This is a genomic window from Burkholderia sp. KL41, from assembly GCF_057005415.2.
This window is the reverse complement of sequence record NZ_CM174447.1, coordinates 2,334,580-2,358,551: the sequence shown is the minus strand read 5'-3', so window position 1 is coordinate 2,358,551 and position 23,972 is coordinate 2,334,580. Positions and strand designations below refer to the sequence as shown.

General features: G+C 67.8%; 23 protein-coding genes. 15 read left to right on the top strand and 8 right to left on the bottom strand.

Annotation, left to right across the window (positions count from 1 at the left end):
• The first annotated feature begins 9 nt into the window (after positions 1 to 9).
• The 3 genes from PQB87_RS27955 to PQB87_RS27945 all read left to right on the top strand — a co-directional run bounded on the left by PQB87_RS27955 (position 10) and on the right by PQB87_RS27945 (position 1,591).
• Positions 10 to 969: a chemotaxis protein CheX gene (locus PQB87_RS27955; protein ID WP_059683073.1), complete on the top strand. Its 960-nt coding sequence runs from the start codon at positions 10 to 12 to the stop codon at positions 967 to 969.
• Between the two features lie 35 nt (positions 970 to 1,004).
• Positions 1,005 to 1,370 (top strand): response regulator, encoded by a 366-nt coding sequence (locus tag PQB87_RS27950; RefSeq protein WP_011355572.1) that lies wholly within the window; start codon positions 1,005 to 1,007, stop codon positions 1,368 to 1,370.
• A gap of 71 nt (positions 1,371 to 1,441) precedes the next feature.
• Entirely contained in the window at positions 1,442 to 1,591 is a 150-nt protein-coding gene (locus PQB87_RS27945) for a hypothetical protein (RefSeq protein WP_226215729.1), read from the top strand.
• Positions 1,592 to 1,607: 16 nt separating this feature from the next.
• On the opposite strand, the gene PQB87_RS27940 is transcribed toward PQB87_RS27945, so the two are convergent.
• Positions 1,608 to 2,489, bottom strand: a complete 882-nt coding sequence (locus tag PQB87_RS27940) for a LysR family transcriptional regulator (protein WP_111942111.1) — start codon at positions 2,487 to 2,489, stop codon at positions 1,608 to 1,610.
• A gap of 133 nt (positions 2,490 to 2,622) precedes the next feature.
• Here PQB87_RS27940 and PQB87_RS27935 point away from each other — a divergent pair, with 133 nt between their 5' ends.
• Complete coding sequence (locus PQB87_RS27935; protein ID WP_111942109.1) at positions 2,623 to 4,044, top strand: MFS transporter; 1,422 nt, start codon at positions 2,623 to 2,625, stop codon at positions 4,042 to 4,044.
• A 184-nt stretch (positions 4,045 to 4,228) separates the two neighbouring features.
• Positions 4,229 to 5,023, top strand: a complete 795-nt coding sequence (locus PQB87_RS27930; RefSeq protein WP_059683810.1) for an enoyl-CoA hydratase — start codon at positions 4,229 to 4,231, stop codon at positions 5,021 to 5,023.
• A 151-nt stretch (positions 5,024 to 5,174) separates the two neighbouring features.
• On the opposite strand, the gene alr is transcribed toward PQB87_RS27930, so the two are convergent.
• Positions 5,175 to 6,296 (bottom strand): alanine racemase, encoded by a 1,122-nt coding sequence (alr, locus tag PQB87_RS27925; RefSeq protein WP_059623299.1) that lies wholly within the window; start codon positions 6,294 to 6,296, stop codon positions 5,175 to 5,177.
• A gap of 301 nt (positions 6,297 to 6,597) precedes the next feature.
• Here alr and PQB87_RS27920 point away from each other — a divergent pair, with 301 nt between their 5' ends.
• Positions 6,598 to 6,969, top strand: a complete 372-nt coding sequence (locus tag PQB87_RS27920) for an MAPEG family protein (protein WP_060085073.1) — start codon at positions 6,598 to 6,600, stop codon at positions 6,967 to 6,969.
• Positions 6,970 to 7,011: 42 nt separating this feature from the next.
• Here PQB87_RS27920 and PQB87_RS27915 read toward each other — a convergent pair whose 3' ends face one another.
• A complete protein-coding gene (locus tag PQB87_RS27915) occupies positions 7,012 to 7,965 on the bottom strand; it encodes a LysR family transcriptional regulator (RefSeq protein ID WP_059683083.1) in 954 nt (317 codons plus the stop codon).
• Positions 7,966 to 8,084: 119 nt separating this feature from the next.
• On the opposite strand from PQB87_RS27915, the gene PQB87_RS27910 reads away from it, so the two are divergent.
• The 8 genes from PQB87_RS27910 to PQB87_RS27875 all read left to right on the top strand — a co-directional run bounded on the left by PQB87_RS27910 (position 8,085) and on the right by PQB87_RS27875 (position 18,258).
• Entirely contained in the window at positions 8,085 to 11,624 is a 3,540-nt protein-coding gene (locus tag PQB87_RS27910; protein ID WP_111942105.1) for an ABC transporter ATP-binding protein/permease, read from the top strand.
• A gap of 510 nt (positions 11,625 to 12,134) precedes the next feature.
• On the top strand, positions 12,135 to 12,887 hold the full coding sequence (gene glnH, locus PQB87_RS27905) for a glutamine ABC transporter substrate-binding protein GlnH (RefSeq protein WP_059683087.1): 753 nt from the start codon (positions 12,135 to 12,137) through the stop codon (positions 12,885 to 12,887).
• Between the two features lie 15 nt (positions 12,888 to 12,902).
• Positions 12,903 to 13,610 (top strand): glutamine ABC transporter permease GlnP, encoded by a 708-nt coding sequence (gene glnP / locus PQB87_RS27900; protein ID WP_021160890.1) that lies wholly within the window; start codon positions 12,903 to 12,905, stop codon positions 13,608 to 13,610.
• Positions 13,607 to 14,335, top strand: coding sequence for a glutamine ABC transporter ATP-binding protein GlnQ (gene glnQ, locus PQB87_RS27895; RefSeq protein WP_021160891.1), 729 nt, complete (start codon positions 13,607 to 13,609; stop codon positions 14,333 to 14,335). The genes glnP and glnQ overlap by 4 nt, the downstream gene beginning before the upstream one ends.
• A 20-nt stretch (positions 14,336 to 14,355) precedes the next feature.
• Positions 14,356 to 15,405, top strand: a complete 1,050-nt coding sequence (locus tag PQB87_RS27890) for a C45 family autoproteolytic acyltransferase/hydrolase (protein ID WP_489244296.1) — start codon at positions 14,356 to 14,358, stop codon at positions 15,403 to 15,405.
• Between the two features lie 15 nt (positions 15,406 to 15,420).
• Complete coding sequence (locus PQB87_RS27885; RefSeq protein ID WP_489243006.1) at positions 15,421 to 16,755, top strand: aspartate aminotransferase family protein; 1,335 nt, start codon at positions 15,421 to 15,423, stop codon at positions 16,753 to 16,755.
• 29 nt (positions 16,756 to 16,784) lie between these two features.
• Positions 16,785 to 17,339 carry a carboxymuconolactone decarboxylase family protein gene (locus PQB87_RS27880; RefSeq protein WP_060315218.1) on the top strand — a complete coding sequence of 185 codons (555 nt, stop codon included), beginning with the start codon at positions 16,785 to 16,787 and terminating at the stop codon, positions 17,337 to 17,339.
• 160 nt (positions 17,340 to 17,499) lie between these two features.
• The gene (locus PQB87_RS27875; protein ID WP_489243005.1) at positions 17,500 to 18,258 is read left to right on the top strand and encodes an extensin; all 759 of its coding nucleotides are present in this window, start codon (positions 17,500 to 17,502) and stop codon (positions 18,256 to 18,258) included.
• Positions 18,259 to 18,353: 95 nt separating this feature from the next.
• Here the strand turns inward: PQB87_RS27875 and ahpF are convergent, their stop codons facing one another.
• The 5 genes from ahpF to PQB87_RS27850 all read right to left on the bottom strand — a co-directional run bounded on the left by ahpF (position 18,354) and on the right by PQB87_RS27850 (position 22,609).
• The gene (ahpF, locus tag PQB87_RS27870; protein ID WP_059552487.1) at positions 18,354 to 19,952 is read right to left on the bottom strand and encodes an alkyl hydroperoxide reductase subunit F; all 1,599 of its coding nucleotides are present in this window, start codon (positions 19,950 to 19,952) and stop codon (positions 18,354 to 18,356) included.
• Positions 19,953 to 20,080: 128 nt separating this feature from the next.
• On the bottom strand, positions 20,081 to 20,644 hold the full coding sequence (ahpC, locus tag PQB87_RS27865; RefSeq protein WP_006488685.1) for an alkyl hydroperoxide reductase subunit C: 564 nt from the start codon (positions 20,642 to 20,644) through the stop codon (positions 20,081 to 20,083).
• A gap of 365 nt (positions 20,645 to 21,009) precedes the next feature.
• Entirely contained in the window at positions 21,010 to 21,375 is a 366-nt protein-coding gene (locus tag PQB87_RS27860; protein WP_489243004.1) for a type II toxin-antitoxin system VapC family toxin, read from the bottom strand.
• Positions 21,369 to 21,587 carry a ribbon-helix-helix protein, CopG family gene (locus PQB87_RS27855; RefSeq protein WP_048026026.1) on the bottom strand — a complete coding sequence of 73 codons (219 nt, stop codon included), beginning with the start codon at positions 21,585 to 21,587 and terminating at the stop codon, positions 21,369 to 21,371. Before PQB87_RS27855 ends, PQB87_RS27860 begins: the two co-directional genes overlap by 7 nt.
• Positions 21,588 to 21,712: 125 nt before the next feature.
• Positions 21,713 to 22,609 carry a LysR substrate-binding domain-containing protein gene (locus tag PQB87_RS27850; protein WP_048026027.1) on the bottom strand — a complete coding sequence of 299 codons (897 nt, stop codon included), beginning with the start codon at positions 22,607 to 22,609 and terminating at the stop codon, positions 21,713 to 21,715.
• 177 nt (positions 22,610 to 22,786) lie between these two features.
• On the opposite strand from PQB87_RS27850, the gene PQB87_RS27845 reads away from it, so the two are divergent.
• On the top strand, positions 22,787 to 23,953 hold the full coding sequence (locus PQB87_RS27845; protein ID WP_489243003.1) for a branched-chain amino acid ABC transporter substrate-binding protein: 1,167 nt from the start codon (positions 22,787 to 22,789) through the stop codon (positions 23,951 to 23,953).
• Positions 23,954 to 23,972 lie beyond the last annotated feature (19 nt).

Here is a 23,972-nt window from a genome sequence, read left to right as displayed (position 1 = left end):
AACCTTGAGATGACCGTAGACCAACCCGTCAGCAAGGTGCTCGTGCTGGACGACAGTCGCGCGCACGCCGACGCGATCAAGCGTTTCTGCGACGAGCACAACCTGGTCGGCCTGACCGTGCGGCGCAACCGGCTGCTGAAGGTGCTGCGCTCGAACATCGACCTCGGCGCGATCCTGCTGGCCGAGGATTACGGCGGCTCGCCGGCCGAGAGCGCGATCATCGCGACGCAGATCGATGCGCTGCGCCCCGAGCTGCCGATCATCCTGCGCCGCGACTCGCATGCGTCGCGCGACGGGTTGCCGGAGGCGCTCGCGCGCGTCGCGTGTGCGGCCTACGTCGCGGACGACATGACGCCGCTCAAGCGCGCGATCGACGAATACCTGTTCGGCCGCGATTACCCGAACGCGCTCGTGCGCGGCATCTCGGAGATCACCGAGGCGCGCATCGACGGCCTGTTCCCGGGCATGACGATCGAGCACGAAACGCCGTGCATCGTGCGCGACCAGATCATCTTCGGCGAAGTGTTCAGCCTGATCGCGCTCGAAAGCGCGTGGTGCCGCGGCTACATGCTGCTGCAGACGAGCGAGCAGCCGCTGCTCGACATGCTCGGCGGCACGCGCGACGCCGGCCGCGCGCCGGATTTCCGCGACGTGAACAGCGTGCTCGGCGAGCTCACCAATCTCGTGTGGGGCGCGTTCAAGAACCGCTATCTCGGCGACGCCGAGGCGCTGGCGCGCCATCCGGTGCAGGTGCCGCTCGTTGTCAATCACAAGCAGAAGTTCATCTCGTTCGGCGGCGACTGCCCGCAGCTCTGCTTCAAGTACCGGATGACCGACCCGGCATCGGGGCGCGCCGTCTGCATCGACCAGCGCTTCGTGTTCAGCCTGAGCTGGTCGCCGGAGGATTTCCGCGAATCGGTGCAGGACGTGGGGCCGATGGTCGAATCGGGTGAACTCGAACTGTTTTGAATGTTGAAGTCGCAACAAGGAAAGGGGAATACAGCATGGCAAAGATTCTGGTGGTCGACGATTCGGGCACGGTGCGCGACGAGGTCGCGGGTTTCCTGCGCAATCACGGGCTCGACGTCGCGACGGCCGTCGACGGCAAGGACGGGCTCGCGAAGCTCAAGGCGACGCCCGGCGTGCGCCTCGTGATCAGCGACGTGAACATGCCGAACATGGACGGCCTGACGATGGTCGAGAAGATCCGCGGCGAACTGGCGAATTCGACGGTCAACGTCGTGATGCTGACGACCGAAAGCAGCCCGGCGATGAAGGAGCGCGGCAAGGCCGCCGGCGTGAAGGGTTGGATCGTGAAGCCGTTCAAGGGCGACGCGGTGCTCGACGCGTTGAAGAAGCTCGCGGGCTGACGCGCGTCGGCGACGTCAGCTTGCAGGACGGTGCGGCGGTCGAGGTCCGCTCCGCACCGGAGACGCCCGCGATGACTGCGCGGATGAATACGTTCGGCGCGATCCGGGGCGGTGTGCTGGCCATTGGCGTCATGGGTGCCGTCTTTTTCCTCGGTGGCGTCGGGCATCTGCGGTCGGGCGTGCGCGCGTGGCGCAGCGGGCGGCTCCCGGTCGCGCGCTGAAGCGGTCCCCCGTTCGTTACCGGGCGTCCGGCGCGGCGCTCGCGAATTCGTCGACGACGGCTTCGATCACCGCCTGCACGCGTGCGGTCTTGTAGAGATCGGCATGCGCGACGAGCCACACGTCGAAATGATTGCATCGTCGGGGCATGAGGCGCACCAGTTCCGGCTCGGCTTCGGCGCGGAAGCACGGCAGCTCCGCGATGCCGAGCCCCGCAAGCGCGGCCTCGACCAGCATCATCGTCGACGATGTCTGGAACATCACGCGGCCGCGCGACGTCGGTTCGCCGCACAGGGCATCCCACATCGTCGGCACCACCGGCTGCTGGTACATCACCAGATCGTGTCCTTCGAACGCACCGCCTGCGACCGGTTCGCCACGCTCGGCCAGGTAGCGGCGCGATGCGTAGATGCCCGTTTCGAGATGCCCGAGCCGCCTGACGATCAGGTCCGGCGATTCCGGCCGCAACGTGCGAATCGCGAGATCCGCTTCGCGGCGCGTGAGATTGGCGATTTCGGCCGATGTCACGCACACGACGTCGATGCCGGCGTGCCTGCGCCGCAAGCTGGCGATGGCGGGAATCACGAAACGCTTGCCGAGCGAGTCGGTCGTGGCGATGCGCACCGACCCGGCAAGCTGCTCGTCGAGCCCCATCACGCGTCGCTCGATGGTGAGCGACGCCCGTTCCATCGTTTCGGCGGGTTCGAGCAGCGCTTCGCCCGCGGTCGTCAGCACATAGAGGGTCGGGGTTCGGAGAAACAGGCGGGCCGAGAGTTCGTCTTCGAGCGCGGCGATCCGACGCCCCACCGTCGCCTGATCGACGTTCAGTTGCGCCGCGGCGCCGCGAAGCGTGCCGGTGCGCGCAAGGGCCAGGAAGAAGCGGGTGTTGTCCCAGTTCATACGGGTCGGCAGTGTCGTCGGGCAGGGCGGCGGCGAGGAGTGGAGATGCATATCTGCATCAGGCAAATGCGAAATTATCACTTTTCTGCATCGCGTGCCGTTTCTAGACTCCCGGGATCTGCCTGGAGGTTTCATGCCCGATTGCCATCCCGTTTCCCTTCCCGTATCCATCACGACAGCATGCCGCCCGACGGCCCGCGAACGCCGCTTCACGCTTGCGCTCGTCGCGATCGGCATGTTCATGGCGGTACTCGATACGACGATCGTCAACGTTGCGCTGCCCGCGATGCGCGCGAATCTCGGTGCGACGGTCGCGGCGCTCGCGTGGATCGTCGACGCGTATACGCTCAGTTTCGCCACGCTGATTCTCGCGGGCGGCGCGCTGTCCGACCGGTTCGGTGCCAAACACGTCTATCTCGCGGGGCTGGCGCTGTTCGTCGCGGCATCGGCCGGATGCGGCTTCGCGCCGTCCGTGGCCGTCCTCGTGGCCGCGCGATTCGTGCAGGGCATGGGCGCCGCGCTCTTTTTACCCGCGTCGCTGGCGGTCGTGCGCAGCACCTTCGACGTGCCTGCCGAGCGGGCGCGGGCGATTGCGGTATGGGCGGGCATCGCGTCGGTCGCGGTGGCCGTGGGCCCGGTGCTGGGTGGCGTCCTCGTGGACGATTTCGGCTGGCGCAGCGCATTCCTGATCAATGTGCCGACCGGCGCGGTCGCTCTTGCCGGGGCGGCCGTGCTCGTTCGGGCGTCGGTCGCGCGGCATGCGCGCCACTTCGATTGGGCCGGCCAGTGTGTCGGTGCGATCGCGCTCGGTGCGCTGTGTTTTGCCGTGATCGAACTGCCGACGCGCGGCCCGGGTGCGGCGGAAGTCCGGGGCGCGCTGCTGGTCGCCGGTCTTGCCGCCGGCGCGCTGGTCATCATCGAACGGCGTGCTCGCGATCCGATGGTTCCGCTGGCGTGGTTTCGCAATCGCACCTTCGTCGCGATGAACCTGATGGGCAGCCTCGTTTATGTCGGGTACTTCGGCCTGCTGTTCGTCCTGAGCCTGTACCTGCACGGGCGCTTCGGCATGAGCGCGCGGCAGACGGGGCTGACGCTGTTGCCGTTCGCGCTGAGCCTGTCGCTCGGCAATCTGCTGTCTGGAAAATTGCATGGCCGTGTCCATCCGGTCCGGCTGATGGCGAACGGTCTCGGGATGGCGGCGCTGGCCATGCCGGCACTCGCGGCCGCGTTGACGCTGCGTGCGCCGTGGCCGGTGGCCTGGGCGGCGATGGCCGCGTTCGGCACCGGGACCGCGCTGTCCGTGGCGCCGATGATCGCGACCGTACTCGAACAGGTGCCCGCGGACGCGGCGGGCGTGGCGTCGGGGTTCCTCAATGCGGCGAGACAGGCAGGCAGCCTGTTCGGTGTGGCCATCGCCAGCGCCGCGACGATACTGTTGCCGAATCCGACCGCCGCCCTATGGGCGATCGCGGCGGTCGGTTGTATCGCCTATGCGACGGCCGCTCTTGCCGCGCGGACGGCAGGCACGGCGAGGGCCGTGCAACGGCGCGGTTGACGCGCGAGTCGCCGGGTTGTTGCACGGCGGCATGCCGGCTACTGCGCATGCACGCGCGTCCGCGCGACTGGACGTCGCACGGAATGTGGAGGACCATTTCAGCGGTATGCCGCGAACGGGCGTGCGAGCTTGCCGCCCGTTCGTGCCGTGCCGAACCCTGCCGAACCCCGTCGAGCGAATCATCATGGAACCCGATCAAGAGACTGCCGAGCCGATCCTGTTGCGCGACGCGCACGACGGCGTCGTCACGCTGCGACTGAATCGCCCGCAGCAATTCAACGCGTTATCCGAGGCGATGCTCGCGAGCCTGCACGATGCGTTCGATACGCTGGCGGCCGATCCGCACGTGCGCTGCGTCGTGCTGGCCGCCGAAGGCCGGGCGTTCTGCGCGGGCCACGACCTGCGGCAGATGCGCGGCACGCCCGAGCTCGATTACTACCGCACGCTGTTCGCGCAGTGCAGCCGCGTGATGCTCGCGATGCGCGCGTTGCCGGTGCCGGTGATCGCACGCGTGCACGGCATCGCGACGGCAGCCGGTTGCCAGCTCGTCGCCGCGTGCGATCTGGCCATCGCGGCCGATACCGCGCGCTTCGCGGTGTCGGGCATCAACGTCGGGCTGTTCTGTTCGACGCCGGCCGTTGCGTTGAGCCGCAACGTCACGGCGAAGCGCGCGTTCGACATGCTCGTGACCGGGCGTTTCGTCGATGCGGCGACGGCCGCCGCGTGGGGGCTCGTCAACGAGGCCGTGCCCGAAGACGCGCTCGACGCGGCCGTCGCACGCAAGGTTGCCGAGATCGTCGCGAAGAGCCCGGCCGCGGTACGCTACGGCAAGCAGATGTTCTATCGCCAGCGCGAGCTGCCGCTCGACGAAGCCTATGCGTATGCGGGCGACGTGATGGCGCGCAACATGATGGAAGAGGATGCGGGCGAAGGGATCGACGCGTTCCTCGAGAAGCGCAAGCCGACGTGGCGTTCGTAGTGCGACGGCGAAGGCCGGCGAACGGCGCGGAAGGGCCGTAACCCGGGCCTGTCCCGTACACCGGAAAACAAACGGGCTGCCCGAGGCAGCCCGCAACCGAAGCGGCACTTGCGGCGTAGCGCGCGGCCGCGCGCCGCCGCGGCGACCCGTTTCAGCGCCCGTAGCTTCCGGTCCGCAGCGCCGGCTGTTCGCTCGACGCACCGGGCGGCACGATCACGACCGGCACGCGGCGCGCGAGCGCGCACATCAGCTCGTAGCCGATCGTGCCGCTGGCTTCCGCCACGTCGTCCACCTTCACCTGGTCGCCCCACAGCTCGACGCTCGACCCGATGCCCGCGTCCGGGCACGGCGTCAGGTCGACGGTCAGCATGTCCATCGACACGCGGCCGACGACGCGCGTCATCACGCCGTCCACCGCGATCGGCGTGCCGGTCGGCGCGTGGCGCGGATAGCCGTCCGCATAACCGCACGCGACGACGCCGATCCGCATCGGCCGGTCGGCCGTGAAGCGGCGGCCGTAGCCGACGGTTTCTTCCGGCGCGAGCGTCTGCACGCCGATGATCTTGCTCGTCAGCGTCATCGCGGGCATCAGCGGCGTGTCGGCGATATCCCGCGACGCACCCGTCGGCGATGCACCGTACAGGATCGTGCCGGGCCGCACCCAGTCGCGGTGCGCATGCGGATGCCACAGCACGGCCGCCGAGTTCGACGTCGAGCGTTCGCCGGGAATCCCCGCCGTGGCCGCATCGAACTGTTCGAGCTGCCAGTCGGCCTGGCCTTCGTCGGCGTTCGCGAAATGCATCATCAGCGTGATCTTGCCGATCGACGGCGCGCCGGCCGCGCGCTCCCACGCCGCGCGGAAAACGTCGGGCCGGTAGCCGAGGCGGTTCATCCCGGAGTTCATCTTGAGCTGAATGTCGATCGGCTGCCGCGGCTTTGCCGCGATCAGCAGGTCGAGCTGTTCGTCGCAGTGCACGGACACCGTCAGCCGGTGACGGTCGGCCAGCTCGACGTCGGCCGGCTCGAAGATCCCTTCGAGCAGCAGCACGGGCTTGTCCCAGCCGAGTTCGCGCACGCGCACGGCTTCGTCGAGGTCGAGCAGCGCGATGCCGTCGGCGGCGGCGAGGCCCGGATAGATCCGCTCGATGCCGTGGCCGTATGCGTCGGCCTTGACGACGGCCCACACGCGCGATTGCGCGGCGGTGCGGCGGATGAAGTCGAGGTTGTGGCGGATGGCGTCAGGGCGGATATGGGCGACGATGGGGCGGGGCATGGCGATGTCTCGGATCGGATGTCGTTGGGCGCGCGCGGCGGCGTGGGTTCGGCAGTCCGGCGCGAAAACACGCCGGGCCAGTGTTGAGCGCTATCTTATTGGTGTTCGACCAGTTTTAATTAACGTATTTGTCGACGATTTGGTGGAAATTTTTGTGTTCGTCCCGGCTGGGCGCGGCTGTCGACACGCCGCGCAGCCGAGTCTCCCGTCTAGAAAACCGGTGCGCGAACGGCATGACGCAATGCTAAGCTCTCGGCGATCTTGTCATTGATCAATGTAACGATAAAGGAGGAGACTTTTGATGACGACGTCCCAGCTGTGCCTGTTCATCGTCGCGCTGTTGCCGTTCACGATGACGTTTCTCGCGAAGGCCCGCAAGGGTTACGACAACCGCGCGCCGCGCGACTACCTGGCGAAGCTCGAAGGCTGGCGCGCGCGGGCGCAGGCCGCGCACCAGAACGCATGGGAGGCGCTCGCGCTGTTCACGGCCGCGCTGGTGGTGGCATGGCACAACGGCGCGAACGTGCATCGCGTCGACCAGCTCGCGATGGCGTTCGTCGCGATCCGGATCGTCTATATGCTGATGTACCTGCTGAACTGGGCGTCGCTGCGTTCGCTCGTGTGGTTCGGCGGGATGGCGTGCGTGGTCGCGTTGTTCTTCGCTGCGCCGTAGGCGCCGGCTGGCAAGGCGAGGCCGGCTTCGTGTGCCGGCCCGTCAGGCGCCGCCCGCGCCGCGCGCGTGACTGTCGTTGGATGCGGGCGCAACGATCTTCGCGAGCGTGGCGGGTGGCGCGGCTTCGGCTTCGCGACGCAGGAACGCGATCAACGGATCGAGCAGCCGGTGCCGCGCGGACGGGTTGCGACGCAGCACGAAGCGCCATGACGCATCGCGTGCGAGGCCCGGCACCAGCGGCACCAGGCGCCCGCTGCGCAGTTCGGGCTCGATCAGCGGCACGCGGCCGAGCGCGATGCCCGCGCCGCCGACCGCCGCGCCGATCACCTGGCTGAAACTGCTGTAACGGACGATCTTCGTCTCGAAGTCGTCCGGCAAGCCGAATTCCGATGCCCAGTTGTGCCAGTCGATCTCGGGGCTGTCCTCGTGCATCTCCTGCAGCAGCCGAGAGCGGCACACGTGCCCCGATGCGTACGGAAACAGCTCGGGGCTGCACACCGGGAACACCGTCTCCCGGATCAGCACGTCGTCGTCGTCCCGCAGCCGGTGCGCGGGCACGTGCACGATCGCCAGATCGACGCCGCTGCGCGCGAAATCCGGTTCGTCGTCGAGCACGACGGCGTGCAGCGGCGTGTCGGGATGAAGCGACGAGAATTCCGCGAGGCGCCGTGCGAGCCACATTGCCGAAAACGGCGCGTTGGCGGAGACGGTGAGCCGTTGCGCGGTGCCGCGAATCTCGGCGCAGGCATCGGTGAGGCGCGACAGCGCATCGCTGACGGCCGGCAGCAGGCGCTCGCCGGCCGGCGTGAGACCGATGCCGCCGAGCCCCGTGCTGCGTTCGAGCAGCCGCGCGCCGAGCGATTCCTCGAGCGCGCGAATCTGGTGGCTGACCGCGCTCGTCGACACGTTCAGCTCGACCGCCGCGCGCGCGAACCCGCCGAGGCGGACGGCCGCCTCGAAAGCCCGCAACGCGCTGAGGGGAGGGAGGTGCGACATGCCGGGTATTGTAGTTGACTCAACACCCGTTGAAAAATCATCTTTTGCCGCGCGCAGGCGGCGCGGGTAGCCTCGATCCGGTCAAGAAAAAATGCAACCAGACACTACCGGAGGGCTTCATGTATTTCGACCGACGACTATGGGCAATGATGGCGGGACTGCGCTGGCGGGTCGCCGCGGCCGTCGCGCTCGGACTGCTCGCGATGGGTGTCGGGATCCTGCGCTTCGTGTTCCTCGGCCGCGTGCTGGCGCTGGTCTTTTCCGGCGCGCCGGCGCGCAGCATCGGCGAAGCCGTCGTTGCAACGGCGGCCTGCGTGCTGCTGCGCGCGTGGCTCGACCATCGCCGCACGGTGCTCGCGCAGCACACGGCCGGGCGCGTGCAGGCCACGCTGCGCGCGCGGCTGTTCGACCGGATCGCGGCGCTCGGCCCCGCATGGTTCAGCGGCGAACGCACGGGCGGCGTGATGCTGGCCGTCGTCGACGGCGTCGAGCAGCTGCAGACCTTTTTCGGCACCTACCTGCCGCAGCTCGTGATCGCCGCCTGCGCGCCGGTGATGATCTTCGCGGTGCTCGCGTGGTGGGACGTGCCGACGGCCGCCATCCTGCTGGTCGCGGCGCTCGTCACGCTCGCGCTGCCGCAACTCGTGCATCGTGCCGACAAGCGCGCGGCGCTCGCGCGCTCGGCCGCGTTCAAGGCGTTCGGCGAGGAGTTTCTCGACGCGGTGCAAGGCCTGCCGACGCTGAAGGCGTTCGGGCAAGGCACGGCGTTCGGCGCGAAGCTGGCCGCGAAGGCGCGCGCGCTGTCCGACAGCACGTTCTGGGTGCTCGCGCTCGGCCTGCTGACGCGGCTTTTCACCGATCTCGGCACCGGCCTCGGCGCGGCCGCCGCGATCGCGGTCGGCGCGTGGCGCGTGCGGCACGGCGACATGAGCCTCGAGGCGCTGCTGATCGTGCTGATGGCCGGCAGCGAGATCTTCCGGCCGCTGCGCGACCTGCGTTCGGTGTTGCATCAGGGGATGATCGGCCAGTCGGCGGCGAATGCGATCCACGCGCTGCTCGACGCGCGGAGCCACACGCCTTCCACCGATGCGCCGCGCGTGCAGGGCCTGCGGCCGGAGATCGCGTTCGACGCCGTCAGCTTCGCGTATCCGGGGCGTCGCGCCGACGCGCATGCGGCGCTGAGCTTCTCGGTTCGCGAAGGCGAGACGGTCGCCATCGTCGGGCCGAGCGGCGCGGGCAAATCGACCATCGTGCGCCTGCTGCTGCGCCAGCACGATGCGCAGGGCGGCGCGGTCCGCATCGGCGGCCGCGACGTGCGGACGCTCGATGCCGGCCAGGTGCGCGAGATGATCGCGGTCGTCGCGCAGGATGCGACGCTGTTCGACGGCAGCGTCGCCGACAACCTGCGGCTCGGCCGCCCCGACGCGAGCGACGCGGACATGATTGCCGCCGCGCGTGCGGCCAACGCGCACGATTTCATCTCGGCGCTGCCGGACGGTTATGCGACGCGCATCGGCGAACGCGGGCTCATGCTGTCGGGCGGCCAGCGCCAGCGCCTCGCGATTGCCCGCGCGCTGCTGCGCGACGCACCGATCCTGCTGCTCGACGAGGCGCTGTCGTCGGTCGACGCGGAGAACGAAGCGTTGATCCAGCAGGCACTCGACCGGCTCACGCGCGGGCGGACCACGCTCGTGCTCGCGCACCGGCTGTCCAGCGTGATCGGCGCCGACCGCATCCTGGTGCTCGACCAGGGGCAGGTGGTCGACGAGGGCACGCACGCGGCGCTGATCGCGCGTGACGGCCCGTATCGCCGGCTGATGGGGCCGCAACTGGAAGCGGTCGCCGAATCGGCCGGCGTGGCGACGACGGCCGGCGCGACCGCGCGCGCGTCGTCCGGCCCGCAAGTGCGGCCGCTGAACGACGATGCGGCGGAGATCGGCTGGCCGGAAACGCTGCGGACGCTGCTGCGGTTCGTGCGGCCGTGGACGGGCAAGGTCGTGCTGACGGTGCTGTTCGGGATCGGCCGCGTGCTCGCGTTCATCGGCGTCGGCGTGATCGGCGCGCTGGTGGTCGGTGCGGTACCGGGCGGCCATGTGAGCCCGGCGCTCGTCACGGCGCTGCTCGTGATCGCGCCGGTGGCGGCCGTGCTGCACTGGCTCGAATCGTGGCTCGCGCACGACATGGCGTACCGGCTGCTCGCGGAAATGCGCATCGCGCTGTTCGCGACGCTCGAACGCCTCGCACCGGCCGGGCTGCTGCGCCGCCGTTCCGGCGATCTCGTGTCGCTCGCGACGCAGGACGTCGAGACCGTCGAGTATTTCTATGCGCATACGCTGGCGCCCGCGTTCGTCGCGGTGCTCGTGCCGGCCGCCGTGCTGGTGCTGCTCGCGTCGGTCGCGTGGCCGCTCGCGCTCGCGCTGCTGCCGTTCCTGTTGTGGGCCGGGCTTGCACCGGTGCTGGCGCGGCGTGAGGTCGACCGGCTCGGCACCGGCGCGCGCGAAGCGCTCGGCCAGCTCGGCGCGCACCTGACCGAGACGATCCAGGGGCTCGCGGAGCTGACCGCGTTCCAGGCCGTCGCGCGTCGGCGCGAAGCGTTCGTGGCCGAAGTCGATGCGTACCGGAAGCAACGCGCCAGGCTGCTCGACGACCTGTCGACGCAGAGCGCCGCCCTGGAAGTCGCGAGCGGGCTCGGCGGGCTGGTCGTCGCGGCGCTCGGCGCGCTGCTGTGCGCGCGCGGCTGGGTTCCGCGCGAGTCGTTGCCGCTGCTGGTGCTGGTCGCGGTGGCCGCCTTCATGCCGGTTGCCGAAATCGGCCAGGTCGCGCGCCAGCTCGCCGACACGATCGCGTCGACGCGCCGCCTGCGCGCGCTGGAGAAGGAGCCCGTGCCGGTGACGGACGGCACGCATGCGCTGCCCGCCGATCCGGCGGTGCGCTTCGAGGCGACGTCCTTCACGTACCCGGGCCGCAGCGTGCCCGCGCTCGACCGCGTGAGCTTCGAGATGGCGCCCGGCAGCACGGTCGCGCTGGTCGGCGCGTCGGGCGCGGGCAAGTCGACGGTCGCGAGCCTGCTGCTGCGCTTCTGGGATCCGCAGCAGGGCCGCGTGACGCTCGGTGGCGTCGACCTGCGCGACCTGCGGCTCGACGACCTGCGGCAGCACATCGCGCTGGTTGCGCAGGATACCTACCTGTTCAACGACACGCTGGAGGCGAACATCCGGCTCGCGGCGAACGATGCGTCCGACGCGGACGTGCAGCGCGCGATCGAGCATGCGGCGCTCGGCGAATTTGTCGCGCGGCTGCCGGACGGGCTCGCGACGCGCGTCGGCGAGCGCGGCGTGCAGTTGTCGGGCGGCCAGCGCCAGCGCGTCGCGATCGCGCGTGCGTTCCTGAAGGATGCGCCCGTGCTGATCCTCGACGAAGCGACGTCCCACCTCGACACGATCAGCGAGCAGCAGATCCGCGCGGCGCTGGAAGACCTGATGACGCAGCGCACGTCGATCATCATCGCGCACCGGCTGTCGACCGTGCGTAATGCCGACCTGATCCTCGTGATGGAGCAGGGCCGCGTGATCGAGGCCGGACGGCATGCGGACCTGCTGGCGCGGCAGGGTGCGTATGCGCGGCTCGTGTCGCATCAGGCAAGCGGGGTGGCGGTGTAAGCGACGTCGCATCGGCGCGCGGGCCTCGCTTCCGGCGGTTCCGCGCGCATGCCGCAACATTCGTCGAGTCACGCCGGCGGTTGCCTGCGTCGCGCGGGACGCCACCCCGGCACGGCCCCGTACCCGATCGCCGACGCTTCACGCTGACAAACCCAATGCGCGGGCCGCGACGATTGTCCGGGCGCCCGCGCCATCCTCCTCCCGTGCGTGACGCCCTGGGCAGCAAGCCGGCCCGGTCACCGCCAACTGCGCTCAGGCGCCGTCGCCGTTTGGCCCGGGTGCTTCGCCCCGCGCCACCCTCCCATTCCTCCGATTTATCCGCGCCGCGCGCCCCGGGTTTGTTTCGATGCATTTATCCGTTGCGCGTTTTTTTGTTGTCGTAGTATCGCGGTTGACAACACTTGTTGCACTAAGGTCTAATTCGACATCGCATGTTGCGGTGCGGCTTGATGTCGTCGTTACCGCCGGCCGGCTGGCCGGTCACATCGCTCAATCATGCGGAGAGAAACCATGAGTCGCCGTTCCTTCCTGAAAGCCGTCGCGGTCGTTGCCGCGCTCGGCGCAAGCCTCGCACACGCGGATACCAAGACGCTCGTCGTCGGCACCGACACGTCGTTCATGCCGTTCGAGTTCAAGCAGGGCGACAAGTATGTCGGCTTCGATCTCGACCTGTGGGCGGAGATCGCGAAGGACCAGGGCTGGAAATACACGATCCAGCCGATGGATTTCGCGGGCCTGATCCCGGCGCTGCAGACGCAGAACATCGACGTCGCGCTGTCGGGTATGACGATCAAGGAGGAGCGCAAGAAGGCGATCGACTTCTCCGCGCCGTACTACGACAGCGGTCTCGCGGCGATGGTGCAGACCGGCAACACGACGATCAAGTCGATCGACGACCTGAACGGCAAGGTGATCGCCGCGAAGACGGGCACCGCGACGATCGACTGGATCAAGGCGCACCTGAAGCCGAAGGAGATCCGCCAGTTCCCGAACATCGACCAGGCCTACCTCGCGCTCGAAGCCGGCCGGGTCGACGCGGCGATGCACGACACGCCGAACGTGCTGTTCTTCGTGAACAACGAAGGCAAGGGCAAGGTGAAGGTCGCGGGCCAGCCGGTCAGCGGCGACAAGTACGGGATGGGTTTCCCGAAGGGCAGCCCGCTCGTGCCGAAGGTCAACGCGTCGCTCGTGAAGATCAAGGCCGACGGCCGCTACGCGCAGATCTACAAGAAGTGGTTCGGCGCCGAGCCGCCGAAGATGTAAGCGCGACGGCGCACCATGGCGCGGCCGGGCGGCCGCGCCGGTCTTGAATCGAACGGGGAGCGACAAGTGAATTTCGATTGGTCGGCGATCTGGGCGGCGTTGCCGGACCTGATGGACGGGGTCCGGTTGACGGTGTTCATCGCATTTTTCGGGCTGGTGGGCGGTTTCATCGTCGGGATGATCGCGGGCATGTTCCGCGCATACGGACCGAAGGCGATGAACGTGCTCGCCCAGGTTTATATAGAGTTGATTCGCGGCACGCCGATCGTCGTGCAGGTGATGTTCCTGTACTTCGCGCTGCCGCTGCTCGCGCATATCCGCATCGACGGCCTGACGGCCGCGATCATCGCGATCACGGTGAATTCCGGCGCGTATCTCGCGGAAGTGGTGCGCGGCGCGCTGCTGTCGATCCCGAAGGGGCTGACGGAGGCGGGGCTCGCGATGGGGTTGTCGATGCCGCGCGTGCTGCTGAAGGTGGTCGGGCCGCTGGCGTTCCGGCGGCTGATTCCGCCGCTCGGCAACCAGTGCATCGTGAGCCTGAAGGACACGTCGCTGTTCATCGTGATCGGCGTCGGCGAACTGACTCGCAAGGGGCAGGAAATCATCGCGGGCAATTTCCAGGCGGTCGAGATCTGGAGCGCCGTGGCCGTCATCTACCTGCTGCTGACCGGCGCGATGACGCTGACGCTGCGGCTCGTCGAAAAGAGGATGAGAATTCTATGAGCATGATCGAATTCCAGAACGTGTCGAAGAGTTTTGGCCACGTGCCGGTGCTGAAGCACATCGACCTGAAGATCGACGCGGGCGAGGTGGTCGTCGTGATCGGCCCGTCCGGGTCGGGCAAGTCGACGATGCTGCGCTGTATCAACGCGCTCGAGAAAATCACCGGCGGCGAACTGCTCGTCGACGGCCAGAGCGTGCGCGGCAACGCGACGACGATCCGCAACATCCGGCTCGAAGCCGGCATGGTGTTCCAGCAGTTCAACCTGTTTCCGCAAATGACCGCGCTCGAGAACGTGATGTTCGGGCCGATCCAGGTGCGCGGCGCGTCACGTGCCGACGCACGCGACCAGGCGATGGCGCTGCTCGACAAGGTCGGCCTCGAATCGCGCGCGAATCATTACCCGTCGGAGCTGTCGGGCGGCCAGCAGCAGCGCGTCGCGATCGCGCGTGCGCTCGCGATCCGGCCGCGGCTGATGCTGTTCGACGAGCCGACGTCGGCGCTCGATCCGGAATTGCGCCACGAAGTGCTGAAAGTGATGCAGGATCTCGCCAACGAAGGGATGACGATGATCGTCGTCACGCACGAGATCGGCTTCGCGAAACGGGTCGGCACGCGCCTGCTGTTCATGGATCAGGGCGGCATTGCCGAGGACGGCCATCCGGTCGACCTGATCGACCGGCCGCCGACCCCGCGCCTGAAGGAATTCCTGAAACACGTGTCCTGAACGAAACCGAAATGGCCGACCTGCCGCTTTCCCTTACCCCCGTCATCGCCGGTGCACCGTTCGACATCGGCGTGCGCCTCGGCGAGCTCGCCAGTCCTGTGTTCGACGCGTACATGCAGCAGAGCAGCGCGTGGCAGGCCGTGCGCCGCTGGCGCGGCCATCCGTTCGTCGATGCGTTGCGGCAGGCGGCGCTGGCCGCGTACCCCGATCTCGTCGCGGAACTGGACGGGATCGCGGCGGGTGTCGGCTGGCCGGCCGGGGACATCTTCCTGTGGAACTGCCGCGGCGAGCTGATCCACAACGCGCCGGACGGCTGCACGACGCTGGCCGCGCGCGACGCGGCCGGCACGCGCTGGATCGCGCACAACGAGGACGGCGATCCGTTCCTGCGCGAACGCTGCCTGCTCGTCGACGTGCAGCCCGTGGGCAAGCCGGGCTTCGTCAGTTTCTATTACCCGGGCTCGCTGCCGGGGCACACCTTCGCCGCGAACCGGGCCGGCATCGTGCAGGCGATCAACAACCTGCGGATCAAGACGCCCGCGCCGGGCGTGCCGCGCATGATCCTGGCGCGCGCCGTGCTCGATGCGGTGTCGCTCGACAAGGCCGCCGACGTGCTGCGCGGGAATGCGCGCGCGAGCGGCTTTCACCATACGCTCGGCGCGACCGGTGACACGCGGCTGCTGAGCATCGAGGCGAGTGCCGCGCGCTGCTCGGTCGTCGACGTGGCGACGCTGGCCGGGCACGCGAACCATCTCGTGCATCCGGGCTCTGAAGCAGAGGCGCAGATCGTCACGCAATCGTCGGCCGACCGCCAGCGCCGCGTCGACGCGCTCGTTCCTGGTATCCACGCGATCGATGAAGCCGCGCTGCTGCGCGTGCTCGGCGACCGTGCACCGGAAGGGTTGCCGATCTACCGCGACGATCCTGCGGACCCCGACGACGAAAATACGCTGGCCACGGCGGTGTTCGCGATCGGCGCGGCGTCGATCGACGTCACCATTCACCAACAAGGCACGCAGCGTTTCGCGACGCGCATCGTGCCGTCCGGACGCGCGCACGACGCATCCTGATCCATGAGGCAACGCATGACGACCGTTTTCCATCGCGCTCCGCGCGCCACCTTGCCCGTCGCCGTCGCAGGCGACGGCATCGAGATCATCGACTCGACCGGCAAACGCTATATCGACGCGTGCGGCGGCGCGGCCGTTTCGTGTCTCGGCCACAGCAACCAGCGCGTGATCGACGCGATCAAGCGGCAAGCGCAGCAACTGGCCTACGCGCACACGTCGTTCTTCACGACCGACGTGGCCGAGGAACTCGCCGACCGGCTCGTCGAAGCCGCGCCGGCCGGCCTCGAACACGTGTATTTCGTGTCGGGCGGCTCCGAGGCGGTCGAGGCCGCGCTGAAGCTCGCGCGCCAGTATTTCGTCGAGAAGGGCGAGCCGCAGCGCCGCCATTTCATCGCGCGACGCCAGAGCTATCACGGCAACACGCTCGGCGCGCTCGCGATCGGCGGAAATGCGTGGCGGCGCGAGCCGTTCCTGCCGCTGCTGATCGAGGCGCACCACGTGAGCCCGTGCTTTGCCTATCGCGACCGGCAGGCGGGCGAAACCGACGAAGCGTATGCGCAGCGCCTCGCGGACGAGCTCGAGCAGAAGATCGTCGAGCTCGGCGCGGACAACGTCGCGGCGTTCGTCGCGGAGACGGTGGTGGGCGCGACGGCCGGCGCGGTGCCGCCGGTGCGCACGTACCTGAAGAAGATTCGCGCGGTGTGCGACAAGTACGGCGTGCTGCTGATCCTCGACGAGATCATGTCGGGGATGGGCCGCACGGGCTACCTGTACGCGTGCGACGAAGACGGCGTCGCGCCCGATCTGCTGACGATCGCGAAAGGGCTCGGCGCGGGCTACCAGCCGATCGGCGCGACGCTGGTGAGCGACCGCATCTACCGGACGATCGTCGACGGCTCGGGTTTCTTCCAGCACGGCCACACGTACCTCGGCCATGCGACCGCGTGCGCGGCCGCGCTCGAAGTGCAGCGCGTGATTGCCGAAGAGAAGCTGCTCGACAACGTGAAGGCGCGCGGCGAGCAGTTGCGTGCGTCGCTGCGCGAGTATTACGGCGCGCATCCGCATGTGGGTGACGTGCGCGGCCGCGGGCTGTTCGTCGGCGTCGAGCTCGTGCGCGATCGCGACACGAAGGCGACGTTCGATCCCGCGCGGAAGCTGCACGCGGCGGTCAAGCGCGAAGCGATGCAGCGCGGGTTGATGGTGTATCCGATGGGCGGGACGATCGACGGCGTTCACGGCGATCACATCCTCGTTGCGCCGCCTTTCATTTGCACCGCGCAGCAGATCGACACGATCGTCGAGCGGCTGTCGGGCGCGATCGACGCGGCGCTCGCGTCTGCCGGCGCGTGAGCGCATCCGCACATCATCGGGACATGACCATGACAGACAGACTGCCGCCGTTCGATCCCGCGTCGGCCACCGACGCCCAGAAGGCCGTGCTGGCCGACATCCTCAGCGGCCCGCGCGGCAACCTGAACGGGCCGTTTCTCGGCTGGATCGCGAGCCCCGAACTGGCCCAGCACGCACAGAAGCTCGGCGCGTTCTGCCGCTATCGCACGGGCCTGCCGCTGCGCCTGTCGGAACTCGCGATTCTCGTGACGGCCGCGCGCTGGCGCTCGCAGGCCGAGTGGCACATCCACCATCCGATCGCGCTCGAAGCGGGGGTGCCGGCCGCGACGGCCGACGCCATTCGGCTCGGCGTCGCGCCCGCATTCGAATCGGACGACGATGCGCTGATCCACGCGTTCGCGAGCGAGTTGTACGACACGCGGCGCGTGAGCGACGCGACGTTCGCGCGGGCGCAAGCACGCTTCGGCCACGAAACCGTCGTGAATCTCGTTGCATTGCTCGGCTACTACGCGCTCGTCGCGATGACGCTGAACACGTTCGGCATGCGTGCGGACGGGCAGACCGAATTGCCGTTTCCGGAGTAAGGGCGGCGTTCCGGCCGTGCCGGAGCGGGGCGGCGATACGTCTGACGAACATCGTGACGACCTGCTCCCGGCACAATGCAACCAAATGTATTCATGCGGGATCGGCGGGCGATCGCCGCGTATGATGGCTTGTTCACGTCGACATGATCGGTGAACAAGCATGACGAGTACCCGCAAGACCTTGATGATCGCCGGTGGGCTCCTGGTAGCCGCGGCCGGCACTGCCTACGTGATGCTCCTGCGCGCGGACCACCGTGCGATCGAAGACGCCGGCATCGGCGATTCGGCAGCGCCGGCGGCCGTGGCACCCGCGAACAACGATCACGCGGTGCAGGGCGCCATCGCGCCGCCGGCCCCGGCAGCCCGGGCCGATACGGCATCGAAGCAGGCAGCCGTTTCCCCGCAGCCGCCCGCCCCGGCACCAGCACCAGCACCCGCGCGTGTCAGTGCCGCACCCGCATCCGCATCCGTCCCCGCCGTTCCTGTCGTCAGCGAGAAAGCGCCGCCGAAGGTCAATGTCGTGACCATCGACGCGCAGGATTCGACCCCGCCGGCCGCAGCGCCGGCTGCGAAACCTGCCCAGCCGGGTGCCCCCGCGCAGGTCACGCAACGCGCGCCGCGCAAGCGCGACGGTCTCGAACGCCACGCGTTCGCGGCGCCTTCCGCCACGAAATCCGAAACGCCGGAGACGGCCGCGCTCGTGAGGGAATCGGCGAAGCTCGACCCGTCGTTGCCGCCGCCGCCGGTGTCGTCGACATCATCGATGTCGTCGAGCGCCGGTTCGTACCGGCAGGGCGGTTCGTCGTCGGGCGCGAATCCGGTTGCCGCTGCGATGACCGAGCAACTGGTCAGGCAGTCGAGCAACTTCAAGCCGACGACACCCGCGTCGGCGAACGGCGATCCGGCCGCGACCAAGTAAGCGCGATCGGCTTCGAAATAAAAAAGGACCCCGCACGCCGACCAAAGCATGCGGGGCCAAGAGAGACAAACTGTTGTGCCGATGTGCGACGCGCGTTACGCGGCGACCGCTTCCTCGGCCTGCGGTTGCGCGGCGGCAACCGGTGCGACGTCCTGCCGGATCAGGTGGTCGAACGCGCCGAGCGATGCCTTCGCGCCTTCACCCACCGCGATCACGATCTGCTTGAACGGGACCGTCGTCACGTCGCCGGCCGCGAACACGCCCGGCACCGACGTCGCGCCGCGCGCATCGACGACGATCTCGCCGTGCTTCGACAGTTCGACCGTACCCTTCAGCCATTCGGTGTTCGGCACGAGGCCGATCTGCACGAACACGCCTTCCAGATCGATGCGCTGCGTGTCGCCCGAGCGCAGATCCTTGTAGACGAGGCCGTTCAGCTTGCTGCCGTCGCCGGTGAGCTCGATCGTTTGCGCCTGCGTGACGATCGTGACGTTCGGCAGGCTGCGCAGCTTGCGCTGCAGCACTTCGTCCGCGCGCAGTTGCGCACCGTATTCGATCAGCGTGACGGCCTTCACGATGCCGGCGAGGTCGATCGCGGCCTCGACGCCCGAGTTGCCGCCGCCGACCACCGCGACGCGCTTGCCCTTGAACAGCGGGCCGTCGCAATGCGGGCAGTACGCGACACCACGGTTGCGGTATTCACGCTCGCCGGGCACGTTGATTTCGCGCCAGCGTGCGCCGGTCGCGAGGACGATCGTCTTTGCCTTCAGCACCGCGCCGTTCGCGAGGCGGATCTGGTGCACGTCGCCCGGAATCAGCGCGTCGGCACGCTGCACGTCCATGATGTCGACGTCGTACTGCTTCACGTGCTGCTCGAGCGCGGTCGCGAACTTCGGCCCTTCGGTTTCCTGCACCGACACGAAGTTTTCGATTGCCATCGTGTCGAGCACCTGGCCGCCGAAACGCTCGGCGACGACGCCCGTCGCAATGCCCTTGCGTGCCGAGTAGATGGCGGCTGCCGCGCCCGCCGGGCCGCCGCCGACGATCAGCGTATCGAACACCGGCTTGTTCTCGAGCGACTTCGCGGCACGTGCGCTGGCGCCCGTATCGAGTTTCGCGAGGATTTCCTTCACGCTGCTGCGGCCCTGGCCGAACGAGGCGCCGTTCAGGAACATCGTCGGTACGGCCATGATCTGGCGCGACTCGACTTCATCCTGGAACAGCGCGCCGTCGATCGCGACGTGGCGGATGCGCGGGTTGATCAGCGACATCACGTTCAGCGCCTGCACGACTTCCGGGCAGTTCTGGCACGACAGCGAGAAATACGTTTCGAACGCGTAGTCGCCGTCGAGCGCGCGGATCTGTTCGACCACGTCGTCGTCGAGCTTGATCGGGTGGCCGCCCGTCTGCAGCAGCGCGAGCACGAGCGACGTGAATTCGTGGCCCATCGGGATGCCGGCGAAGCGGATGCCGGCCGGCTTGCCGGGCTCGCCGATCGAGAACGACGGCTTGCGCTCGGTGTCGTCGCGGCGTTCGGTCACGGTCACGCGATCCGTCAGCGACGCAATCTCGTTCAGCAGCGCCAGCAGTTCCTGCGATTTCGCGCCGTCGTCGAGCGAAGCGACGAGTTCGATCGGGCGCGTGATTTTTTCGAGGTACGCTTTCAGTTGGTTCTTGAGATTGGCGTCGAGCATGGCGTTTCGGATTCCGTATTGATGATTCTGGTCGGGCACGTCGTGCCGGAGGAGGGCGCGGGCCGCATGCGGCGGCGGCCCGTCTTCGTGTGTCTCGCGCGCCTCGTGCGAGGCGCGCGGAGCGATCGTCAGATCTTGCCGATCAGGTCGAGCGACGGGGTCAGCGTTTCCGCGCCCGGCGTCCACTTGGCCGGGCACACTTCACCCGGGTGCGCCGCGATGTATTGCGCAGCCTGCACCTTGCGAAGCAGTTCGCCTGCGTCGCGGCCGATGCCGTTGTCGTGGATTTCGCACAGCTTGATCTCGCCTTCCGGGTTGATCACGAACGTGCCGCGCAGTGCCATCCCTTCTTCCTCGATCAGCACGTCGAAGTTGCGCGACAGCGTGAGCGTCGGGTCGCCGATCATCGGGTACTTGATCTTGCCGATCGTGTCCGACGTGTCGTGCCATGCCTTGTGCGTGAAGTGCGTGTCGGTCGACACGCCGTAGATTTCGACACCCAGCTTCTGGAATTCCGCGTAACGGTCGGCGAGGTCGCCCAGCTCGGTCGGGCAGACGAACGTGAAGTCGGCCGGGTAGAACACGACGACGGACCACTTGCCCTTGAAGTTCTCTTCCGAGACGGGCACGAAGTCGCCGTTGTGGTAAGCGGTTGCCTTGAACGGCTTGATTTGGGTGTTGATGATCGGCATCTGGAGAGTTCCTTTGCTTCAGTGGTGAGTGGAGTGTTGCCAGTATCCGGGTTCACCCTGAGCTTGTGAAATTGCTTGTTTCAATCCGGGGCATCGGGAATTTCTATCTGCTTCCGGCCCTTGATTGGGCGGGGGCGCCGGGCGATGGGCATCCATTCGAAGCAAGCGTGAGGGGGAAGATGTGCAGTCGCGTGGATCGATACCTTCACGATCCCGATGCAAAGCAGGGTGACGAGCGATTCGGCTGCGGCGTGCTCGGCGAACGGGCCGATTTTCCGTCGACGAACACGCGATGCTTGTTGCAGAAGCGCGTGAGGGCAAATGCGTCGCGCTGACGCATCTGCATGATTACCGCGCGTATTGGCTCAGATCCGATACGGCATTCGAATGCCGGGTTCGGTGGCGGGGAAGTCCTTCGTGTTGCGCGACACAAGCAGCAGGCCGTTGACTTGCGCCGATGCCCAGACGATCGCGTCGGGCAGGCGGATGTGGCGCTCCTGGCGAATGGTCACGGCGCGATTCGCAATCGTGCTGTCGAGCACGATGACATCGAATGACGAGAGCCACGCGCGAGTCGTGGCTTCGTCATGTGCGGACGTGCCGACAAGAACCTCCATCCACGAGATGATGCTGATCGCACGATAGGAGTAGCGGGCCAGTTCGACGCGGGCCGATTCCACGCCGCCCAGGTAGTCGATCAGGATGTTGGTGTCGAACAGGGCTTTTACCATTCCGAGCGCATTTCCTCCTGATACGCCAGGCCGTCGACCGTGCGATCTTTCCAGAGACCGAATGCGTCGTCGGCGAGCGGGCGTTTGTGCAGGGCAATGTAGGCATCAATCGCGTCGCGAATGATCGCGGCGCGGGGACGACGTTCAGTCTCGACGATGGCGGCCAACTCGTCGAGCTGGCCATCTGACAGATCCACCAGAATCCGGCTCATGACAGCCTCCGATATATGATATGGATATCATATATACCTGATCCGGCGCTTGCAAGACTCGGGCGGGTGCGGTGGGTGCTGCGTTCGCGTCAACCGTTGCCCGGTAACGCGAGCAGGCACGTCGCTCACATCCCCGCCATCTTCCTCAGCCACTCCGCCAGCCGCCGCGCCCCGTCCGGCATGTCCGCGTCCTCGCGCGTGCACAGGTAGTAATCGCGCCCGTCGTCGAGCGCGTGATCGAACAGTTTCACGAGCTCGCCATTCGCCAGTTCGCGTTCGACCAGCGGCGCGCGCAGCAATGCCGCGCCGAGATCCGCGCGCGCGGCGCTCAGCGTCAACTGGCCGTCCTCGAACATCGGCCCCACCGCGTGCGACACATGCCGCACCCCGGCGCCCTGCAGCCAGTTGACCCACGTGCTGCGATCCTCGTCGTGCACGAGCGGGGCGCGCGCGAGATCGGCCGGCGTGCGGAACGGCCCGTGGCGCTTCAGGAACGACGGGCTGCACATCGGCACCATCGCGCCCGGCAGCAGGCGTTCGCAGCGATAGCCGGGCCAGTCGCCGGTGCCGAAGCGGATCGACAGGTCCGACGCATCGCTGCGGTAGTTGCGGTGATGCGCGTACAACACGGTGACGTCGACGTCCGTGTTGTCGGCCAGGAACGCATGCAGCCGCGGAATGAACCAGCCGATGCCGAGCAACGGAATCAGGCTGACGGTGATCTGCCGCAGCGACGAGCGGTCGCGCACGAAGCGCGTCGCGCTGCGCAGCACCGAGAACGCGGCGCTGATCGAGCGGTAATAATCGCGGCCTTCGTCGGTGAGCGCGAGCAGCCGGCCCTCGCGCACCGTCAGCGGCGTCTGGATGAACGCCTCGAGCAGCTGCAGCTGATGGCTGACCGCCGACGGCGTGATGTCGAGCTCGCCCGCGGCGGCGGTCACCGACCCGAGGCGCGCGAAGGCTTCGAACGCACGCACCGCGCGCAGCGGTGGATCGTGCGGCAATTGTTCGATATTTTTCATGTGTCGAATTTTATCGAAAAATCAGGGTGAGCGACAACACAAAAATATCCTGTATTTACAGTGATATAGGTTAATGTGTCGCCAACGGTATAAGCATCCAACAATTGGGTATTTGGGGTTTGGGTGCTCAATATTTAATATTTTTCATGTTTTGATTCGATCCACCGATCCCCGCACATGAAAATCGCTTTCCTCCACGCCAGCCTCGCATTCTCGGCGGCCGCCCTGGTCGCTTCCGTTCCCGCCTTCGCGCAATCCGCGCCGCAGACGGTCCTGATCGGTCTCGCCGCGCCGCTCACCGGCCCGTCCGCACGGATCGGCAAGGACCTGCAGAACGGCGCGCAACTCGCGATCGACGATGCGAACGCGAAGCATCCGACCATCGGCGGCAAGCCGGTCGTCTACAGGCTCGTCGCGGCCGACGATCAATCGGATCCGCGCACGGCCGTCGCGGTCGCGCAGCAGCTCGTCGACCAGCACGTGATCGGCGTCGTCGGCCACTGGAACACGGGCTGCAGCGTGCCGGCATCGCGCGTCTACCGCGACGCGGGCATCCCGCAGATCGCGCCGGCGTCCACCGGCCATCAATACACGCAGCAGGGTTATGCGACGGCGTTCCGCATCATGGGTCACGACGATGCGGGCGGCAACTTCACGGGCGCGTATGCGGTGAAGACGCTGAAGGCGAAGCGTATCGCGGTGATCGACGATCGCACGTCGTTCGGCGCGGGGCTCGCCGACCAGTTCATCAAGGGCGTGCAGGCGAACGGCGGGGCGATCGTCGATCGCCAGTACGTGAACGACAAGACGACCGATTTCAGCGGCGTGCTGACCGCCATCAAGGGCAAGCGCGCGGATCTCGTGTTCTTCGGCGGCCTCGATGCACAAGCCGCGCCGATCGCGCGCCGGATGCGCCAGCTCGGCGTGAACGCGCCGCTGCTCGGCGCGGGCGGCTTCGTGAGCCAGACCTTCCTGTCGCTCGCGGGCAAGGACGGCGACGGCGTGACGGCGCTCGAACCGGGCCTGCCGCTCGACCGGATGCCGGGCGGCAAGGCATTCGACACGCAATACCAGGCGCGCTTCCGTGCGCCGATCGAACTGCATGCGCCGTTCGCATACGACGCGGCGGCCACGCTGATCGCAGCCGCGCAGAAGGCCGGCACGACGCAGCCGGCGAAGCTGGTCGCGGCGGTGCGTGCGATCGACCGGCCCGGCGTGACGGGGCGGATCGCGTTCGACGGCGAAGGCAACCTGAAGGACCCGGCCTTCACGATCTACCAGGTGCGCGGCGGCAAGTGGACCGTCGTCGACGTGCTCGGCGGCTCGCGCACCGCGACCAAGTAAACAAGACGGCGCAACACAG

Bases quoted from the DNA above. Each gene is read 5' to 3' on its own strand.
- PQB87_RS27940 (WP_111942111.1), bottom strand. From the start codon at position 2,489: ATGAACTGGGACAACACCCGCTTCTTCCTGGCCCTTGCGCGCACCGGC.
- ahpC (WP_006488685.1), bottom strand. From the start codon at position 20,644: ATGCCGATCATCAACACCCAAATCAAGCCGTTCAAGGCAACCGCTTAC.
- PQB87_RS27930 (WP_059683810.1), top strand. From the start codon at position 4,229: ATGGAACCCGATCAAGAGACTGCCGAGCCGATCCTGTTGCGCGACGCG.
- PQB87_RS27945 (WP_226215729.1), top strand. From the start codon at position 1,442: ATGACTGCGCGGATGAATACGTTCGGCGCGATCCGGGGCGGTGTGCTG.
- PQB87_RS27875 (WP_489243005.1), top strand. From the start codon at position 17,500: ATGACGAGTACCCGCAAGACCTTGATGATCGCCGGTGGGCTCCTGGTA.
- PQB87_RS27885 (WP_489243006.1), top strand. From the start codon at position 15,421: ATGACGACCGTTTTCCATCGCGCTCCGCGCGCCACCTTGCCCGTCGCC.
- PQB87_RS27855 (WP_048026026.1), bottom strand. From the start codon at position 21,587: ATGAGCCGGATTCTGGTGGATCTGTCAGATGGCCAGCTCGACGAGTTG.
- glnP (WP_021160890.1), top strand. From the start codon at position 12,903: ATGGCGCGGCCGGGCGGCCGCGCCGGTCTTGAATCGAACGGGGAGCGA.
- ahpF (WP_059552487.1), bottom strand. From the start codon at position 19,952: ATGCTCGACGCCAATCTCAAGAACCAACTGAAAGCGTACCTCGAAAAA.
- PQB87_RS27845 (WP_489243003.1), top strand. From the start codon at position 22,787: ATGAAAATCGCTTTCCTCCACGCCAGCCTCGCATTCTCGGCGGCCGCC.
- PQB87_RS27950 (WP_011355572.1), top strand. From the start codon at position 1,005: ATGGCAAAGATTCTGGTGGTCGACGATTCGGGCACGGTGCGCGACGAG.
- PQB87_RS27910 (WP_111942105.1), top strand. From the start codon at position 8,085: ATGTATTTCGACCGACGACTATGGGCAATGATGGCGGGACTGCGCTGG.
- PQB87_RS27955 (WP_059683073.1), top strand. From the start codon at position 10: ATGACCGTAGACCAACCCGTCAGCAAGGTGCTCGTGCTGGACGACAGT.
- PQB87_RS27860 (WP_489243004.1), bottom strand. From the start codon at position 21,375: ATGGTAAAAGCCCTGTTCGACACCAACATCCTGATCGACTACCTGGGC.
- PQB87_RS27880 (WP_060315218.1), top strand. From the start codon at position 16,785: ATGACAGACAGACTGCCGCCGTTCGATCCCGCGTCGGCCACCGACGCC.
- PQB87_RS27850 (WP_048026027.1), bottom strand. From the start codon at position 22,609: ATGAAAAATATCGAACAATTGCCGCACGATCCACCGCTGCGCGCGGTG.
- PQB87_RS27935 (WP_111942109.1), top strand. From the start codon at position 2,623: ATGCCCGATTGCCATCCCGTTTCCCTTCCCGTATCCATCACGACAGCA.
- glnQ (WP_021160891.1), top strand. From the start codon at position 13,607: ATGAGCATGATCGAATTCCAGAACGTGTCGAAGAGTTTTGGCCACGTG.
- PQB87_RS27915 (WP_059683083.1), bottom strand. From the start codon at position 7,965: ATGTCGCACCTCCCTCCCCTCAGCGCGTTGCGGGCTTTCGAGGCGGCC.
- alr (WP_059623299.1), bottom strand. From the start codon at position 6,296: ATGCCCCGCCCCATCGTCGCCCATATCCGCCCTGACGCCATCCGCCAC.
- PQB87_RS27920 (WP_060085073.1), top strand. From the start codon at position 6,598: ATGACGACGTCCCAGCTGTGCCTGTTCATCGTCGCGCTGTTGCCGTTC.
- glnH (WP_059683087.1), top strand. From the start codon at position 12,135: ATGAGTCGCCGTTCCTTCCTGAAAGCCGTCGCGGTCGTTGCCGCGCTC.